This is a genomic window from Limimaricola litoreus, assembly GCF_024159025.1.
Taxonomy (GTDB): domain Bacteria; phylum Pseudomonadota; class Alphaproteobacteria; order Rhodobacterales; family Rhodobacteraceae; genus Limimaricola; species Limimaricola litoreus.
The window spans coordinates 1-15,539 of sequence record NZ_JAMYXC010000264.1 but is presented as its reverse complement, the minus strand read 5'-3'; the positions used below and the strand labels follow the sequence as shown (position 1 = coordinate 15,539).

The following is a 15,539-nucleotide window of genomic DNA, read 5'->3' as shown; positions in this document are numbered from 1 at the left end:
CCCTATCGTTCGACCGCGCTGTTCTCCCCATGCGCGGCCATGGCGGCCCGGGCGATGATGATCTTCTGCACGTCGCTCGCGCCTTCGTAGATCCGAAGCGCGCGGATCTCGCGGTAGAGCGTCTCGGGCACCGAGCCCGCGCGCACGCCCTCGCCGCCATGGATCTGCACCGCGGCGTCGATGATCTTCTGCGCGCCGTCGGTCGAGAACAGCTTGGCCATCGCCGCCTCGCGGCTGACCCGCGGCGCGCCCATGTCCTTCATCCACGCCGCGCGGTAGGTTAGCAGCGCGCCCGCATCGATGCCGAGCGCCATCTGGGCAATGTGGCCCTGCACCATCTGCATCTCGAACAGCGGTGCGCCGAACAGCTCGCGACTGCCGGCCCGCTCAAGGCTCGCATCCATCGCCCGGCGGGCGAAGCCGAGCGCCGCCGCCGCCACGGTGGAGCGGAACACGTCGAGCACCGACATGGCGATGCGGAAGCCCTGCCCCGGCGCGCCGATGATCGCGTCCTCGGGCAGGCGTGCGCCCTCGAAGGACAGCCGCGCCAGAGGATGTGGTGCTATGGTCTCCAGCCGCTCGGCGACGCTGAGGCCGGCCGTGTCGGCGGGCACCAAGAAGGCCGACAGCCCCTTGGCGCCCGGCCCCTCGCCGCTGCGGGCGAAGACCACGTAGAAATCGGCGATGCCGCCGTTCGAGATCCAGGTCTTCTCGCCATCGAGCACCCAGTCCGCGCCGTCGCGCCGGGCCGTCATGGCAAGGTTGGCCACGTCCGAGCCGGACTGCGGCTCGGTCAGCGCGAAGGCCGCGATCGCCGCGCCGCTGCGCACGCGTGGCAGCCATTCGGCCTTTTGCATCTGCGAGCCGAAGAGCGAGATCGCGCCCGAGCCCAGCCCCTGCATGGCAAAGGCGAAATCGGCGAGCCCGTCGTGCCGCGCCAGCGTTTCGCGGATCAGGCACAGGCTGCGCACGTCGAGCGCGCCGTCCTCGGAGGCCGCGTGCTCCAGCCAGCCGCCCCGACCGAGCTTCGCCACCAGCTCGCGACAGGCGGCGTCGGTGTCGGCGTGGTCGATCCCGTCCAGACCTTCCGCCGCCCAGCGCTCCAGCGCCTGTGCCAGCTCGCGGTGCCTCTCCTCGAAGAAGGGCCAGTCGAGAAAGCTCTTGTCCGCCATCTCAGTCTCCCTCGAACACGGGCTTCTCGCGCGCCATGAAGGCCCGGTAGGCGCGGCGGAAATCCTCGGTCTGCATGCAGATCGCCTGCGCCTGCGCCTCGGCCTCGATCGCGCGCTCAAGCCCCATGTCCCATTCCTGCAGCAGCATGGTCTTGGTCATCATGTTGGCAAAGCGTGGGCCGGCGGCGATGCGGGACGCAAGCTTCAGCGCCTCGGCTTCGATCTCGTGGCCACCGACGAGGCGGTTGTAGAAGCCCCAAGCCGCGCCCTCCTCGGCGCTCATCACCCGGCCCGTGTAGAGCAGCTCCGCCGCACGCCCCTGCCCGATGATGCGCGGCAGCATCGCGCAGGCCCCCATGTCGCAGCCCGCGAGGCCTACGCGGTTGAACAGAAAGGCGGTCTTCGCCTCGGGCGTGGCGAGGCGGATGTCCGAGGCCATGGCGAGGATCGCGCCCGCGCCCACCGCCACGCCGTCGACGGCGGCGACGATCGGCTTGCCGCAGGTCAGCATCGCCTTCACCAGATCACCGGTCATCCGGGTGAAGGCCAAAAGCCCCTTCATGTCCATCTCGGTCAGCGGGCCGATGATATCCTCGACATCGCCGCCCGAGCTGAAGTTGCGCCCATTGGGGGCGATGACGACCGCGTGGATCTCCTCATCCGCCGCCAGATCGCGGAACCAGTCGCGCAGCGCCGCGTAGCTTTGAAAGGTGAAGGGGTTCTTGCGCTCGGGCCGGTCGAGCCGGACCACGGCGACCGCGCCTTCGCGCTCCAGCTTGAAATGCGCGCTCATCGCTTTGCCTCCAGATTGCGGGCGACATGGTCGAGATCGTCCATGATCCGCGCGGCCTCGGCCTCGGGGATCGCGCCCATCAGCTCGTTGACCCAGGCCTCATGCGCGTGGGCCAGCGTGTCGAAATGCGCGCGGCCCCGGCCGGTGAGCCGCACCTCCATCGCGCGCCGGTCGCCCGCCACCGCGTGGCGCTCGGCGTGGCCCTCGGCTTCGAGCCGGTCGACGATGCCGGTGACATTGCCGTTCGAGACCCGCAGGCGGCGCGACAGCTCGGTCATCTTCAGCCCCTCTGGGCTGCGCGCCAGCGCCGCCATCACGTCGAAGCGCGGCAGCGTGGTGCCGAACTCGGTGCGCAGCCGGTCGCGCAGCGCCGTCTCCACGGCGTTCGAGGTCTTCAGAAGCTTCAGCCACAGCCGCAGCCGCGTCTTGCCCGCCTTGGCGTGCAGTTCCACGCTCATGTCTCGCCCCCCGATACCGAAATGGCCTGCCCCGTCACCGCGCTCGCGCCATTGCCCGCAAGCCACAGCACCGCGTCGGCTACCTCCTCGGGCTGCACGAAGCGGCCCTGCGGATTGCCCGAGGCGAGCGCCTTGGCGGCCTCCTCGCGGCTCCGCCCGGTCGTGGCGACGATGTTGTCGATGCTTTCCTCCAGCATCGGCGTCTCGGCGAAACCGGGGCAGATCGCGTTGACGGTGATCTGCGTGCGGGCCAGCTCCAGCGCCAGCGACCGGGTGAGCCCGACCACGGCATGCTTGGCCGCGACATAGCCCGAGACGTATGGATAGCCCTTGAGCCCGGCGGTCGAGGCGATGGCAATGAGCCGTCCGCGCCCCGCCGTCTTCATCCCCGGCAGCACCGTCTGCCACAGGTTGAACACGCCGTGCAGGTTGACCGACAGCATCGCGTCTAGATTCTGCGCCGTGGTCTTGGTAAAAGGCTTGCTGTCCGCCGCCCCCGCATTGGCGATGGCGATGGTCACGGGGCCGCGCTCTTGCGACGCCTGCTCCACGACACGGACCATTTCCTCGGCCCGCGTCACGTCCCCCGTGATCCATCCCATCTCCGCCTGCCCCTCGGCGGTCTCGATGAGCGGCGCCTCGCGCCGCCCGGTGATCGTGACGCGCGCACCCTGAACGGCCAGCGCGCGGGCGATCGCAGCCCCCACCCCGGTGCCGCCGCCGGTGACCAGCGCGTGCTGTCCCTTGAGCCGCATCAGACCGGCCCCACGGCCTGGTCGGCCTTGTCCGCGAGCCGCCACGCCTGATCGCGCCCGGCGAGATAGGGATCGGGCCAGCGCTCGGCCCTGTCGCCCAGCTGCGTCGCGGTGTGCAGCGTCCAGTAGGGATCGGCCAGATGCGGCCGCGCGATGGCGACGAGATCGGCGCGCCCGGCCATCAGGATCGAATTCACGTGATCGGCCTCGTAGATGTTGCCCACCGCCATGGTGGCAATCCCCGCCTCGTTGCGGATGCGGTCGGAAAACGGCGTCTGGAACATGCGGCCATAGACCGGCTTGGCCTCGATGCTGGTCTGCCCGGCGGAGACGTCGATCAAATCGGCCCCGGCCTGCGCGAAGGCGCGGGCGATCTCGACCGCCTCGTCGGGCGTGACGCCATCCGCGCCGACCCAGTCATTGGCCGAGATCCGCACCGACATCGGCCTGTCCTCGGGCCAGGCTGCGCGCATCGCGCGGAACACTTCCAAGGGCCAGCGCAGACGGTTCTCCAGCGACCCGCCATATTCGTCCGAGCGCCGGTTCGATGTGGGCGAGATGAAGGACGACACGAGGTAACCATGCGCCGCGTGCAGCTCGATCATGTCGAAACCCGCCCGCGCGGCCATCTCCGTCGCGGCCACGAACTGCGGCGTGACCTCCTCCATGTCGTCGCGGGTCATCTCGCGCGGGGCGGGGTTGTTCTTTGACCACGGAATCGGGCTGGCGGAGATGGTCTCCCAATTGCCCGCCTTCAGCGGCGCATCCATCTCCTCCCAGCCGAGCTGGGTCGAGCCCTTGCGCCCCGAATGGCCGATCTGGCAGCAGAATTTCGCATCGGTCTCGGCATGGACGAAATCCACGATCCGCTTCCACGCCGCCTCGTGCTCGGGCGCATAGAGGCCGGGGCAGCCCGGCGTGATCCGCCCTTGCGCGCTCACGCAGGTCATCTCGGTATAGACGAGCCCCGCGCCCCCCTTGGCCCGCTCGCCAAGATGCACGAGGTGCCAGTCGGTCGGGCAGCCATCCACGGCCTTGTACTGTGCCATCGGCGAGACGACGACGCGGTTCTTCAGCGTCATGCCGCGCAACTTGTAGGGCGCGAACATCGGCGCGCGCACCGGCGCATCCTCGGGCAGCCCGGCCTGCGTCTGGAACCAGCGCTCGGCGCCCCTGAGCCATTCGGCATCGCGCAGGCGCAGGTTCTCGTGGCTGATCCGCTGGCTGCGGGTCAGCAGCGAGTAGTTGAACTGGACGGGATCGAGATCGAGGTAGCGGCCCACCTCCTCGAACCACTCCATCGAGTTGCGCGCCGCCGATTGCAGGCGCAGCACCTCGACCCGGCGCGCCTCCTCGTAGCTCTCGAAAGCGGTGGTGAGATCGGGCGCGCGCGCCACCTCCTCGGCCAGCGCGATCGCGGATTCGAGCGCCAGCTTGGTCCCCGAGCCGATCGAGAAATGCGCCGTCGCGGCGGCGTCGCCCAGAAGCACGATGTTGCCCGTGTACCACCGCTCGCAGAGCACGCGGGGAAAATTGATCCAGGCCGAGCCGCGGATGTGGCGCGCGTTCGACATCAGGGGATGGCCGCCCAGATGCTCGCGGAAGATCTCCTCGCAGGTGGCGATGGAGTCCTCCTGGCTCATCTCGCCGAAGCCCCAGGCGTCAAAGGTCTCGGGCGCGCATTCGACGATGAAGGTCGCGGTGCCCGGCTCGAACTGGTAGGCATGGGCCCAGACCCAGCCATGCCGCGTCTTCTCGAAGATGAAGGTGAAGGCGTCGGCGAAGGTCTGGGTCGTGCCGAGCCATGTGAAGTGGCAGCGGCGCCGGTCGATCTCGGGGCGGAACACTTCTTCGAACTCGGCCCGGCTGCGCGAATTCAGACCATCGGCAGCGACGACGAGATCGTAATCGACCGCGTAGTCCGAAGCCCGCCCCACCTCCGTCTCGAAGCGCAGCTCGACGCCCAGCTCGCGCGCCCGCTCCTGCAACAGGAGCAGCAGCCGTTTGCGCCCGATGCCGCAGAAGCCATGGCCGGTCGAGGTGATGCGGGTGCCGTCCTTGACCACCGCCACATCGTCCCAGTAGGCGAAATGCACGCGGATCGCCTCCGCGGAGACGGCGTCGTTGGCCGCGAGGTTGGCCAATGTCTCGTCCGACAGCACCACGCCCCAACCAAAGGTATCGTCGGCCCGGTTGCGCTCGATCACCACGATCTCATGCGCCGGGTCGCGCAACTTGGCCGATATGGCAAAGTAGAGCCCCGCAGGTCCCCCACCGATGCACGCGATCCTCATGGCCCCTCCCCGAGCTGGTGGAGAGAAGCTAGAAGCGGCCCCGATTCATTTCAAGTATAAAATATATGTGCTTGAAGCATCCAATCCGGCGACGCGCGCCTAGCCCAGCATCTCGTCGATCTCCACCTCGTAGCCCCAGAGCTCGCGCAGGCAGGCCAGCGTCGCCTCACGCTCGCGCGGATCGAGCGGCACCTCGTTGCGCAGCACGTGACGCAGGCGCAGCACCCGGTCGCCCGCGAGATCGGCATCGACCACCTCGATGTCGGGCGAACGGTTCGACAGGTCGTAGCTGCGCGCCAGCGTGTCGCGCAGCGCGTGGTAGCCACCCGCGTCGTGGATCGCGGTGACCTTCATCGCCTCCTCGCTTTCAGCATCGCGCAGCGCAAAAAGCCGCAGGTCGCGCATCACCTTGGGGCTGAGGAACTGCTGGATGAAGCTTTCGTCGCGGTAATTGGCCCAGGCGTCCTTCAGCACGCCGCGCCAGTCGCCGCAGCCCGCGATGGCGGGAAACCACTCGCGGTCCTCGGCCTCGGGCGCCTCGCAGATCCGCTGCACGTCGCGCATCATGGCAAAGCCCAGCGCGTAGGGGTTGAGGCCGGAATAGCCCGGATGATCGTAACGGGGCTGGAACAGCACGCTCGAATGGCTGTGCAGGATCTCCAGCATCGCGCCATCGCCGATCCGCCCCTGTTCGTGCAGCTTGTTGAGGATGTGGAAATGCACGAAGCAGGCGCAGCCTTCGTTCATCACCTGCGTCTGGCGCTGCGGATAGAAATACTGCGCGAGGTTGCGCACGATCCGGAGCACCTGCCGCTGCCATGGTTCGAGCACCGGGCTGTGGCGCTCGAGAAAATAGATCAGGTTCTCCTCGGGCAGGCCGAGCGCGTGGCGGCGCTGCGTGGCGCTGGTCTCGTGGTCCTGCGGGCGGTGTTCCGCCTCGATCCGGCTCCACAGGTAGTGGGCCGCGCGCTCATCCTCCTCGATCCGCTTTTCCGCGCGCTCGGCCTCGGCTCTGAGCGAGGGCTGCGCCGGGCGGCGGTGGCGAAACACGCTCGCGTTCATCAGCGCATGGGCGGCGTCGAGCGTGTGCTCGACCTTGGCCGGGCCGTGCCGCTCCTCGCATTCGCTAAGGAAATTGCGGGCATAATCGAGGTAATCCAGGATGCCGCGCGCGTCGGTCCATTGCCGGAACAGGTGGTTCGACTTGAAGAAATGATTGTGGCCGAAGGCGGCATGGGCGATCACCAGCGCCTGCATCGGCATGGTGTTCTCCTCGAGGCAGTAGCAGATGCAGGGATCGGAATTGATGACGATCTCGTAGGCCAGCCCCTGCGCGCCCTTGGAATAGAGCCGCTCGTGGTGGATGAACTGCTTGCCGAAGGACCAGTGGCGATACATCAGCGGCATGCCGGTGGCGGAATAGGCGTCGAGCATCTGCTCGGTCGAGATGATCTCGATCTGGTTGGGATAGACATCGAGGCCGAGATCCTCGCGCGCGATCGTCTCGATCGCCTCGGTGGTGCGCCTGAGCGTGTCGAAATCCCAATCGGGCCCGTCGAAAAGCAGCTCAGCCATGGGCCACCTCCCCGCGCTTGGCGAAGAGATCGCGAAAGACGGGGTAGATGTCGCCCGCCCCCGACACCCGGCGCATCGCGAAATTGGGCCAGCGCTCGGCCACCTCGCGGTAGGCCATCCAAAGCTCGGTGCCGCGCGCCGCGTCGCGCAGGATGCGCGCCTCGGCCTCGCCGATGATCTCGACATAGGCGAAATGCTGGCAGATCTTCAAAAGCTCGCTTTCGAGCCAGATCTGGCAATCGCGGCTGTCGCCTTGGTAATTGTCGCCGTCCGAGGCCTGGGCCGCATAGATGTTCCACTCCGAGGCGGGATAGCGCTCGGACTGCACCCGGTTCATCTCCGCCAGCGCCGTGGAGACCATGGTGCCGCCGCTTTCGCGCGAATGGAAAAAGGTCTCCTCGTCGACCTCGGAGGCCAGATGCGTGTGACGGATGAAGACGAGATCCACCGTGTCGTAGCGGCGGGTGAGAAACAGGTGCAGCAGCACGAAGAACCGCTTGGCGAGATCCTTTTCGCGCGCCCCCATCGAGGCCGAGACGTCCATCAGGCAGAACATCACCGCCTGCGCGCGCGGCTCGGGCTGAGGCTCGAAATGGCTATAGCGCAGATCGAGCGGATCGAGATAGGGCACGCGTTTGCGATGCGCGGTCAGCGCCTCGATCTCGGCCTGAAGCCGCAGGATCTCCGCACGCTGGGCGGCATCGGGCTCGAACACCGCCTCGAGCGCAAAAAGCCGCTCGCGCAGATCGTCGAGCATCGCGTCCGAGGGCCGGCGCAGAGCGATGCGGCGGCCCATGGCCCGGCGCATGGTGCGGCCGACATTGAGATTGGCCGGCGATCCGGTGACCGAAAGACCGGCCCGGCGCGGCCGCTGCACGGCGCTGCCCGTCAGCGCGCGCTTCACGAGGTCGGGCAGTTCGAGATCCTCGAAGAAGATGTCGAGAAACTCGTCGCGCGACAGCGCGAAGACGAAATCATCCTCGCCCTCGCCATCGGGCGCGCCCTTGCGCCCGGCCCCGCCGCCGCCCGCGGGCGGGCGCTCGATCTCGTCGCCCGCGCGGTATTCGCGGTTGCCCGGCAGCACGCCCTCGCGCGTGCCGCCCTTGGCCGCGTGGCGAAAGCTCGGCTCCGAGAGGCTGTCGCGCGGCACCGAGACATCGGTGCCCGCCTCCATGTCGGTGATGCCGCGCTTGCGCACGCTGGCATCCACCGCCTCGCGCACATGCGCCTTGATGCGGCCGATGAAGCGGCGGCGGTTGGGCGTGCTGCGGCCCTTGGGGTTGAGACGGCGGTCGATGAAATGCGTCATGCCCGCCTCCGCCTCATCCCGCCTTGTTCACCCGCATGTACCATTCGACAAGCCTCCTGACCTGGCGTGGCGTATAGCCCCGCTCGCCCATCCGCTCGACGAACTCGGCGTGTTTGGCATCCGTGTCCTTGTCGCGCTTGGCCCCGAAGCTGACCACGGGCAGAAGATCCTCGACGCGGGAGAACATCCGCTTCTCGATCACCCGGCGCAGCTTTTCGTAGCCGCGCCAGTCGGGGTTGCGCCCCTCGTTCTCGGCCCGCGCGCGCAGCACGAACTTGACCACCTCGTTTCGGAAGTCCTTGGGGTTCGACACGCCGGCGGGCTTCTCGATCTTGGCCAGTTCCGCCTCGAGCACGTCGCGGTCGAACATCTGGCCGGTGTCGGGATCCTTGAAGTCCTGGTCCTCGATCCAGGCGTCGGCATAGGCGATGTAGCGGTCGAACAGGTTCTGACCGTAGTCCGAGTAGCTCTCCAGATAGGCCTTCTGGATCTCCTCGCCGATGAACTCGGCATAGCGCGGCGCGAGGTCGGATTTGAGGTGGTCGAGATAGCGCGCCTCGGTCTCCTCGGGGAACTGTTCGCGCCGCACCGCCTGTTCGAGCACATACATCAGATGCACCGGATCGGCGCCGACCTCGTCGACGTCGTGGTTGATCGTCTCGGCCAGCACCTTGAAGGCAAAGCGAGTGGAGACGCCGGTCATCCCCTCGTCCGCTCCCGCGGCATCGCGGTATTCCTGCAAGCTGCGCGCCTTGGGGTCGGTGTGCTTGAGCGTCTCGCCGTCATAGGTCCGAAGCTTGGCGTAGAGCGTCGAATTCTCGTGGTCCTGAAGCCTCGTGAGCACCGAGAAGCGCGCGAGGATCGGCAGCGTCTCGGGCGCGCAGGGCGCACTGGCCAGCGAGCTTTCGCGCAGCAGCTTGTCGTAGATCCGCGCCTCCTCGGTCGCGCGCAGGCAATAGGGGATCTTCACCACCGAGATCCGGTCGAGGAAGGCCTCGTTGTTGCGGTTGCCCTTGAACTGGCGCCACTCGGCCTCGTTCGAATGGGCGATGATCAGCCCCTGATAGGGCATGGCGCCGATGTTCTCGGTGCCGGTGTAGCTGCCCTCCTGCGTCGCGGTGAGCAGCGGGTGCAGCACCTTGATCGGCGCCTTGAACATCTCGACGAATTCCAGAAGGCCCTGCGTGGTGCGGTTGAGCCCGCCCGAGTAGCTGTAGGCGTCGGGGTCGTCCTGCCCCATGTGTTCGAGCTTGCGGATGTCGAGCTTGCCGACGAGAGCCGAGACGTCCTGGTTGTTCTCGTCGCCCGGCTCGGTCTTGGTGACACCGATCTGGCGCAGCCGCGAGGGCTGCATCCGGACCACCGAGAACCGGCTGATGTCGCCGCCGAACTCCTCCAGCCGCTTGACCGCCCAGGGCGAGATCAGCCCGGTGAGCAGGCGGCGCGGAATGTCGTACTTGTCCTCCAGAAGATCGCCGAACCGCTCGCGGTCGAACAGGCCCAAGGGGCTCTCGAACACCGGGCTGATCTGGTCGCCCGCCTTGAGGACGTAGATCGGCTCCTTTTCCATCAGCGCCTTGAGGATTTCGGCGATGGTCGACTTGCCGCCGCCGACGGGGCCGAGCAGATAGAGGATCTGCTTGCGCTCCTCCAATCCCTGGCTCGCATGGCGGAAGAAGCCGACGATCCGTTCGACCACCTCCTCGTTGCCATAGAGGCTCTCGAAGGCGCGGTAGATCTTGACCGTGCGGTTGAGAAAGATCCGCCCCAATCGCTGGTCGTGGCTGGTGTCCACCAGCTCCGGCTCGCCTATGGCGCGCATCATGCGCTCGGCGGCGGTGGCGCGCACGGACGGGTCCTCCCGACATCGCAGCAGGTATTCCTGCAGGCTCAGCTCCTCGGTGCGCGAGCTGGCGTAGCTTTCGGCGTAGCGGGTAAAGACATCCATCGGCCCATTCTCTCGTCGGTTGGCGCCAATCGGCGCACGTTCCGTCCCTCAGGCGAATCTTTTTCTTTCCATTATATTACGTGGGGGTGGCACATTCGCAAATCACGTAGATTTACGGAACGTCACGTATCATCTTTCGCTGAGGGCCGCGTGAAGCCGTTACCGGCCATAGCCAGCGCCTTTGGCTGGAAGGCGCGCATGCCGTGCGATCCCGGCGGAGCAAGGCGCCGCGCGGGGCGCACAATCTGCGCGACAGGCCGGCCGCGCAGCGGCCCGCCGCCACCACAGCCTTCCGCCTGCCGCCTTTGACGCTCCGCTATGGGCAGATCCGCCCTGCCGTGCCCCCGCTGCGCCGCAACGCAGCGTCACGGATTTCGAAACGCCGCGTCGGCCATGGTATCCGTGCCGGGCGCAAGCCCATGATGAGCCGAGACCAAATTGAAAACACACAAGAAAAGGCAACGGCGATGACGGATGATGACGGGTTGCGACCTCTCTACCTGCTTCTCTTCGCGGCCGGCATCGGCATCCTGACCCTGCTGGCGGCCGGAACGCCGGTCTTCGATACCGTGCGACTTGCCGGACCGACCGACGCTCACGCCGTGACCGAGGGCGTATCGACGCAACACAGATGAAGACCGCTTGGACCGGGGATGCGGCATGGGAACGGTCCCGGAGGGGCCTTCGTACCCGGGCGGCTCGGCACGCGAAGCCCAGAACCTCCCGCGCCTGAACGACAAAGCCCGACACAAGCGCCGTCGATGCGTCGCACTTAGCCGTTCAGGGTGGGCGCGGCAGGGCCGATTGCATGTGCCGCACCTCTTCCAATAGCCTCGGCCCGAGATGGGCAGGTTCAGGAAAAAGTATCCGATGCGACAAGGCACCTTTCCACCCGCTGAAGAGGTGCATACGCCCCGCCCGGCGCTGATCCTCGGCGACGACGGCTCTCGCGGCTGGGGGCCGATCGAACATTTCGCCCGCCTCGCGGCAAGACTGCTCGACCTCGACCTCCAGCGCCCGCCGCTGCAAGGCGCGTCGCGGCTTGCCGCAGTCCGGCAGACCCTCATGCGCCCCCGAAAGGGCCCCGCGCCGGGCGCCATCTACCTAGCCAAATCGCCGGGGGACGTGAAATCCCTAATGGCGCTGGAGCGGTTCGACCGGCCCCGGCGCTTCCGCGCGCTCTGGATCGTCGACAGCTTCTGGACCGAATGGGCGCCCTCGCCCCGGCTGATGCGCCATTTCGACATGGTCATCTACATGCAGAAGGGAGAGGCGCGGTTCTACGAAGACCTCGCGCCGGGGCGGAGCCTCCACCTCGGCTGGGGCTCCGACGTGCTCGATCTCGGCTCAAACGCGGCCGCGCGACCCGTCGACGTCCTGCGGGTCGGACGCCAGCCCCCGGAATGGGAGGAGGATGCGAACAGCCGGGCGGTCTGCGACGCGGCGGGGCTGCGTTTTGCCGGGCGTCCGCCGTTCCTCGCCGATGATCCGGCCGACCCGTCGTCGGGGCATCGCGACCTTTGCGCCCGCTATGCGCAGGCGAAGTTCGTGATGGCGCATTCCAATCTCGCAGCACCCGCCTCCTATACCCATCCACATAAGGAATACCTGACCGGCCGGTGGACCGACGCAATTGCCGCGGGCGCGGTGGTGGCCGGGGTCCAGCCGTTCGGGGACGCCTCCGCCGAGGATCTGCTCTGGCCCGGCGCGACCCTGGATTTCGATCGCATCGACCTGTCCCGCAACGTCGCGGCGCTCCGCGGGGCCGTCGCAGCCTGGTCTCCCACCGTGGCGCGGCAGAATTATCGCCAGGCGCTGGGACGGCTGGACTGGCGTTGGAGGATCAAGGCGCTGGCGGACCGCCTCGACCTCGGAAATCCCGCACTGACCTCGGAGCTTGCCCGTCTCGAACAGGCGATATCGGTCGCGCCGACGGAATAGCGCCGGGCCTTCTGGCAAGGTCCCCGCCGCCGCATCGGCGCGCTGCTCGCCCCAAGGGCTCTGAGAGCAGGGTCCGGCTGGCCCTCGTCTCAGCAAGGGCCGCAGCAGCCACCCCAAGCGAAATTGGGAGAACGCGTTCATGGGGGAAATGGCGGAGCGAGAGGGATTCGAACCCTCGAGACGGTTCCCCGCCTACACACTTTCCAGGCGTGCGCCTTCGACCACTCGGCCACCGCTCCGTTGCGGGCTCAGTAGCCAAGCCGGGCGGGCTTTGCAAGGGCCGTCGCCGCGCAATTTCGCGCGTCGATTGCTACCGGCCCGCCGCTCCCGCATAGTGAGGCGGTAACATCGTGCGAGACCCCAGACTTGATCACCCGACCGTCCCAAGTGCCGCCCCGCCCCGCCACCGATAGAGGCAGGCTCTCGCCGCGCGATCCGCACAGGGTGCAGGATGTGGCCCTTATCATCATCGCCTTCGCGGTGGTGCTGTTTCTGCTGGTGCAGGCGCGCTTTTTGCTGATCTCGCTGGTGACGGCCATCGTCATCTTCTCGCTGATGAGCGACGCGATCAGCTTCATCGCGCGGGCCCGCATCGGGCCGCTGGCCATTCCCAACTGGCTCGCCTCCATCGCCGCCGTCGTCGCCATCGCCGCGGCGCTGCTAACTCTGACCTCGATCGTGCTGGCGCAGATCAACACCGTGCTGCTGACCACGCTGAGCTATGCCGACCGCGCGCCGGAGGCGATCGCCCGGCTGTTCTCGTGGCTGGGCGAGAACACCGAGGCGGCGGTGCTCAACTCGGTGCAGACGGTGGAATTCGGCGGCTACATCCGCACGCTGGCCAGCCAGGCGGGCAACCTGATGCAGGGCACGGTGCTGGTCATCCTCTTCGTCGGCTTTCTCTTCGCCGAACGGGTGTGGTTCTCGACCAAGCTGGTGAATTTCGTGGGCGACCCGGTGCAGGCCGACCGGGTGGGCCGGATCATCGGCTCGATCATCCGCCGGGTGAACCGCTACCTCGCGGTCAAGACGGTGGTCTCGCTGATGACCGGCGTCATGGTCTGGGCGCTGGCGGGGCTCTTCGGGCTCGATCTCGCGGTGCCGCTGGGCATCCTCACCTTCATGCTCAACTACATCCCCAACATCGGCTCGATCGTGGCGACCGCTCTGGTGGCGCTGGTGGCCTATGTGCAGCTCGGCGATCCGGCGATGACGGGGGCGATCTTCGCGATCACCGGGGTGATCCAGTTCATCAACGGCAACGTGCTCGACCCGATGATGATGGGCCGCGCGCTCAGGCTGTCCTCCTTCGGGATCATCATCAGCCTCGCCTTCTGGGGCGCGGTCTGGGGCATTCCGGGGATGTTCCTGTCGGTGCCGATCACCGTGGCGGCGATGATCGTCTGCTCGGAGATCCCGGCGCTGCGCCCCGTGGCGATCCTTTTGTCGCGCGAGGGGCTGCCGGAGCCCGAGACCGAGGCACGCGACGCCGCGCCCCATGCAAGGGCGGCCGAATAGGCCGACCCGGCCAGCGAAGCGGCGGGGGCCTCAGCCCTCGCCTTCACCCCGATCTCGCAGCGCCTCGGGGTTCTTGAGCCACAGGTCCTGCTGCGGGAAGGGGATCTTGATCCCCTCGGCCTCGAAGCGCCGCGCGATGTCGTTGTTCATCTCGGACTGCACCGCCACGACGAAGTTGATGTCGCGCAGGATCGCCCGGATCTCGAACTCCAGCCGCGACGGCCCGAAGGCGCGGAACAGCACCGCAGGCGCCGGGTTGGCGAGCACTAGCGGGTGATCCTCGGCGATCTCCTGCAAGATCTCCTGCACGCGCACCAGATCGCTGCCGTAGGCCACGCCCACCGGCACGATCACCCGGCCCACCGAATTGCCGCGGGTCCAGTTGGTCACCTGGTTCGAGACGAGATCGGCGTTGGGCACGATCACATCCGTGCGGTCGAAGGTCTCGATCCGGGTCGATCGCACAGAGATGTCGCGCACGTAGCCCGACTGCCCGCCGACCTCGATCCAGTCGCCCTCGCCAATGGGCCGCTCGATCAGCAGGATGATGCCCGAGACGAAGTTCGACACGATGTTCTGCAGACCGAAACCGATGCCGACCGAAAGCGCACCGGCAACGATGGCGAGGTTCGACAGATCGAGCCCGGCGGTGGTGATCGCCAGGAGCGCCGCGGTGGTGATGCCGACATAGCCCAGCCCTACGGCGACGGCGTTCTGGCCGCCGAGATCGAGCTTTGTGCGCGGCAGCACCACCGAGCGCAGCACCCGCTGCACCAGCCGCGTCAGCGCGTAGCCGATCACGAAGATCACCAGCAGCCACAGAAGATCCGTGGGCTGAAGCCGGGTGTCGCCGAAGGAATAGCCCTCGCGAAAGCGGGTCCAGACCTCGGCCAGATCCTCGGGTCGCGCGCCCCAGATCAGCGCCAGCACCGGCAAGGCGGCGAGGATCAGGAACAGCCCGATCAACACCGGCACCAGAGCGTCGCGCGCCAGATCCTCGGATCCGGTGGCCACGGTCCACAGGTCGAAGACGAGGCGCTGGAGCAGCACCAGCACGCCGATCAGCGTCATCGTCTTGATCGCGGGCACCAGGAGCGCCTCGGAAAGCGCGGCATAGCCCAGCACCGAGAGCACCGGCGCGACCACCGCCACGGCCATCGCCAGCTTGCCCAGAAGCGACAGGAGTCCCTGCCGGAAGCCGGTGGTGTCGCGCCGCGCGGCCTCGGGCTGCGGCATCTGCGGGGTGGTGGCGGGCGCGCTGTCTCGGGTGACCCCCGCCAACGTGCGACCCAGAAGAAACAGCGGCACCGCGACCAGAAGCTGCAAGGGGAACAGAAGCGCCGCCTCGGCGCCGTCGGGGGCATCGGCGCTGGCGATCACCGCCTGCGACAGCTGCGCCAAGGCAATGGCCCAGCCCAGCAGCATCACCTGCCGCCGCGCGCGGATCTGCCGCGCAAGCGCGATGCCCGCGATCGGCTGCGCCGCCTCGGGGCCGAAGAACTGCCCGGCCATCCAGCGCGCCAGCAGCACCGCGAACCCCGCCACCGGCAGCACCATCAGCACCGCCCCGGCCCGCGGCCCGTCCACCCCGGCCAGATCGAGCGCCCGCGCGATCAGCACCAGCCCGGCGAAGGGCAGCGCCACCTGCCCCAGCGACACGCCGAAGGCCATCGCGCGCGAACCGCGCCTGTCGGCTTCGAGGATGCGGCGGCGCAGGCGGCGGGCCCAGAGCCCGGCGCGCATCAAAAGCCCGCCGACCAGCCCCAGAAGCAGCGC

At 67.7% G+C, this 15,539-nt stretch carries 12 protein-coding genes and 1 tRNA gene; 3 read left to right on the top strand and 10 right to left on the bottom strand.

From position 1 onward, the window contains the following. Positions 1-2: 2 nt before the first annotated feature. The 8 genes from NHG85_RS16340 to NHG85_RS16305 all read right to left on the bottom strand — a co-directional run bounded on the left by NHG85_RS16340 (position 3) and on the right by NHG85_RS16305 (position 10,304). Entirely contained in the window at positions 3-1,172 is a 1,170-nt protein-coding gene (locus NHG85_RS16340) for an acyl-CoA dehydrogenase family protein (RefSeq protein WP_253334331.1), read from the bottom strand. 1 nt (position 1,173) lies between these two features. Further along, positions 1,174-1,965, bottom strand: coding sequence for an enoyl-CoA hydratase family protein (locus NHG85_RS16335; RefSeq protein ID WP_253334329.1), 792 nt, complete (start codon positions 1,963-1,965; stop codon positions 1,174-1,176). Continuing rightward, the gene (locus tag NHG85_RS16330) at positions 1,962-2,423 is read right to left on the bottom strand and encodes a MarR family winged helix-turn-helix transcriptional regulator (protein ID WP_253334327.1); all 462 of its coding nucleotides are present in this window, start codon (positions 2,421-2,423) and stop codon (positions 1,962-1,964) included. The genes NHG85_RS16335 and NHG85_RS16330 overlap by 4 nt, the downstream gene beginning before the upstream one ends. Further along, on the bottom strand, positions 2,420-3,178 hold the full coding sequence (locus NHG85_RS16325; RefSeq protein WP_253334325.1) for an SDR family NAD(P)-dependent oxidoreductase: 759 nt from the start codon (positions 3,176-3,178) through the stop codon (positions 2,420-2,422). The genes NHG85_RS16330 and NHG85_RS16325 overlap by 4 nt, the downstream gene beginning before the upstream one ends. Further along, entirely contained in the window at positions 3,178-5,472 is a 2,295-nt protein-coding gene (locus tag NHG85_RS16320; protein ID WP_253334323.1) for a bifunctional salicylyl-CoA 5-hydroxylase/oxidoreductase, read from the bottom strand. Before NHG85_RS16320 ends, NHG85_RS16325 begins: the two co-directional genes overlap by 1 nt. A 99-nt stretch (positions 5,473-5,571) precedes the next feature. Continuing rightward, positions 5,572-7,047 carry a SpoVR family protein gene (locus NHG85_RS16315; protein WP_253334321.1) on the bottom strand — a complete coding sequence of 492 codons (1,476 nt, stop codon included), beginning with the start codon at positions 7,045-7,047 and terminating at the stop codon, positions 5,572-5,574. Further along, positions 7,040-8,356, bottom strand: a complete 1,317-nt coding sequence (locus NHG85_RS16310; RefSeq protein ID WP_253334319.1) for a YeaH/YhbH family protein — start codon at positions 8,354-8,356, stop codon at positions 7,040-7,042. The genes NHG85_RS16315 and NHG85_RS16310 overlap by 8 nt, the downstream gene beginning before the upstream one ends. A gap of 13 nt (positions 8,357-8,369) precedes the next feature. Beyond that, on the bottom strand, positions 8,370-10,304 hold the full coding sequence (locus NHG85_RS16305) for a PrkA family serine protein kinase (protein ID WP_253334317.1): 1,935 nt from the start codon (positions 10,302-10,304) through the stop codon (positions 8,370-8,372). A 203-nt stretch (positions 10,305-10,507) separates the two neighbouring features. Here NHG85_RS16305 and NHG85_RS16300 point away from each other — a divergent pair, with 203 nt between their 5' ends. Then, positions 10,508-10,939, top strand: a complete 432-nt coding sequence (locus NHG85_RS16300) for a hypothetical protein (RefSeq protein WP_253334316.1) — start codon at positions 10,508-10,510, stop codon at positions 10,937-10,939. 235 nt (positions 10,940-11,174) lie between these two features. Beyond that, positions 11,175-12,245: a hypothetical protein gene (locus NHG85_RS16295; RefSeq protein WP_253334314.1), complete on the top strand. Its 1,071-nt coding sequence runs from the start codon at positions 11,175-11,177 to the stop codon at positions 12,243-12,245. A gap of 149 nt (positions 12,246-12,394) precedes the next feature. Here NHG85_RS16295 and NHG85_RS16290 read toward each other — a convergent pair. Next, positions 12,395-12,484, bottom strand: a tRNA-Ser gene (locus NHG85_RS16290). A gap of 205 nt (positions 12,485-12,689) precedes the next feature. Between NHG85_RS16290 and NHG85_RS16285 the strand changes: the two genes are divergently transcribed. Continuing rightward, on the top strand, positions 12,690-13,763 hold the full coding sequence (locus NHG85_RS16285; protein WP_370363044.1) for an AI-2E family transporter: 1,074 nt from the start codon (positions 12,690-12,692) through the stop codon (positions 13,761-13,763). 30 nt (positions 13,764-13,793) lie between these two features. On the opposite strand, the gene NHG85_RS16280 is transcribed toward NHG85_RS16285, so the two are convergent. Beyond that, a partial coding sequence (locus NHG85_RS16280) for a mechanosensitive ion channel family protein (RefSeq protein WP_253334310.1) occupies positions 13,794-15,539 on the bottom strand: 1,746 nt, incomplete at its 5' end.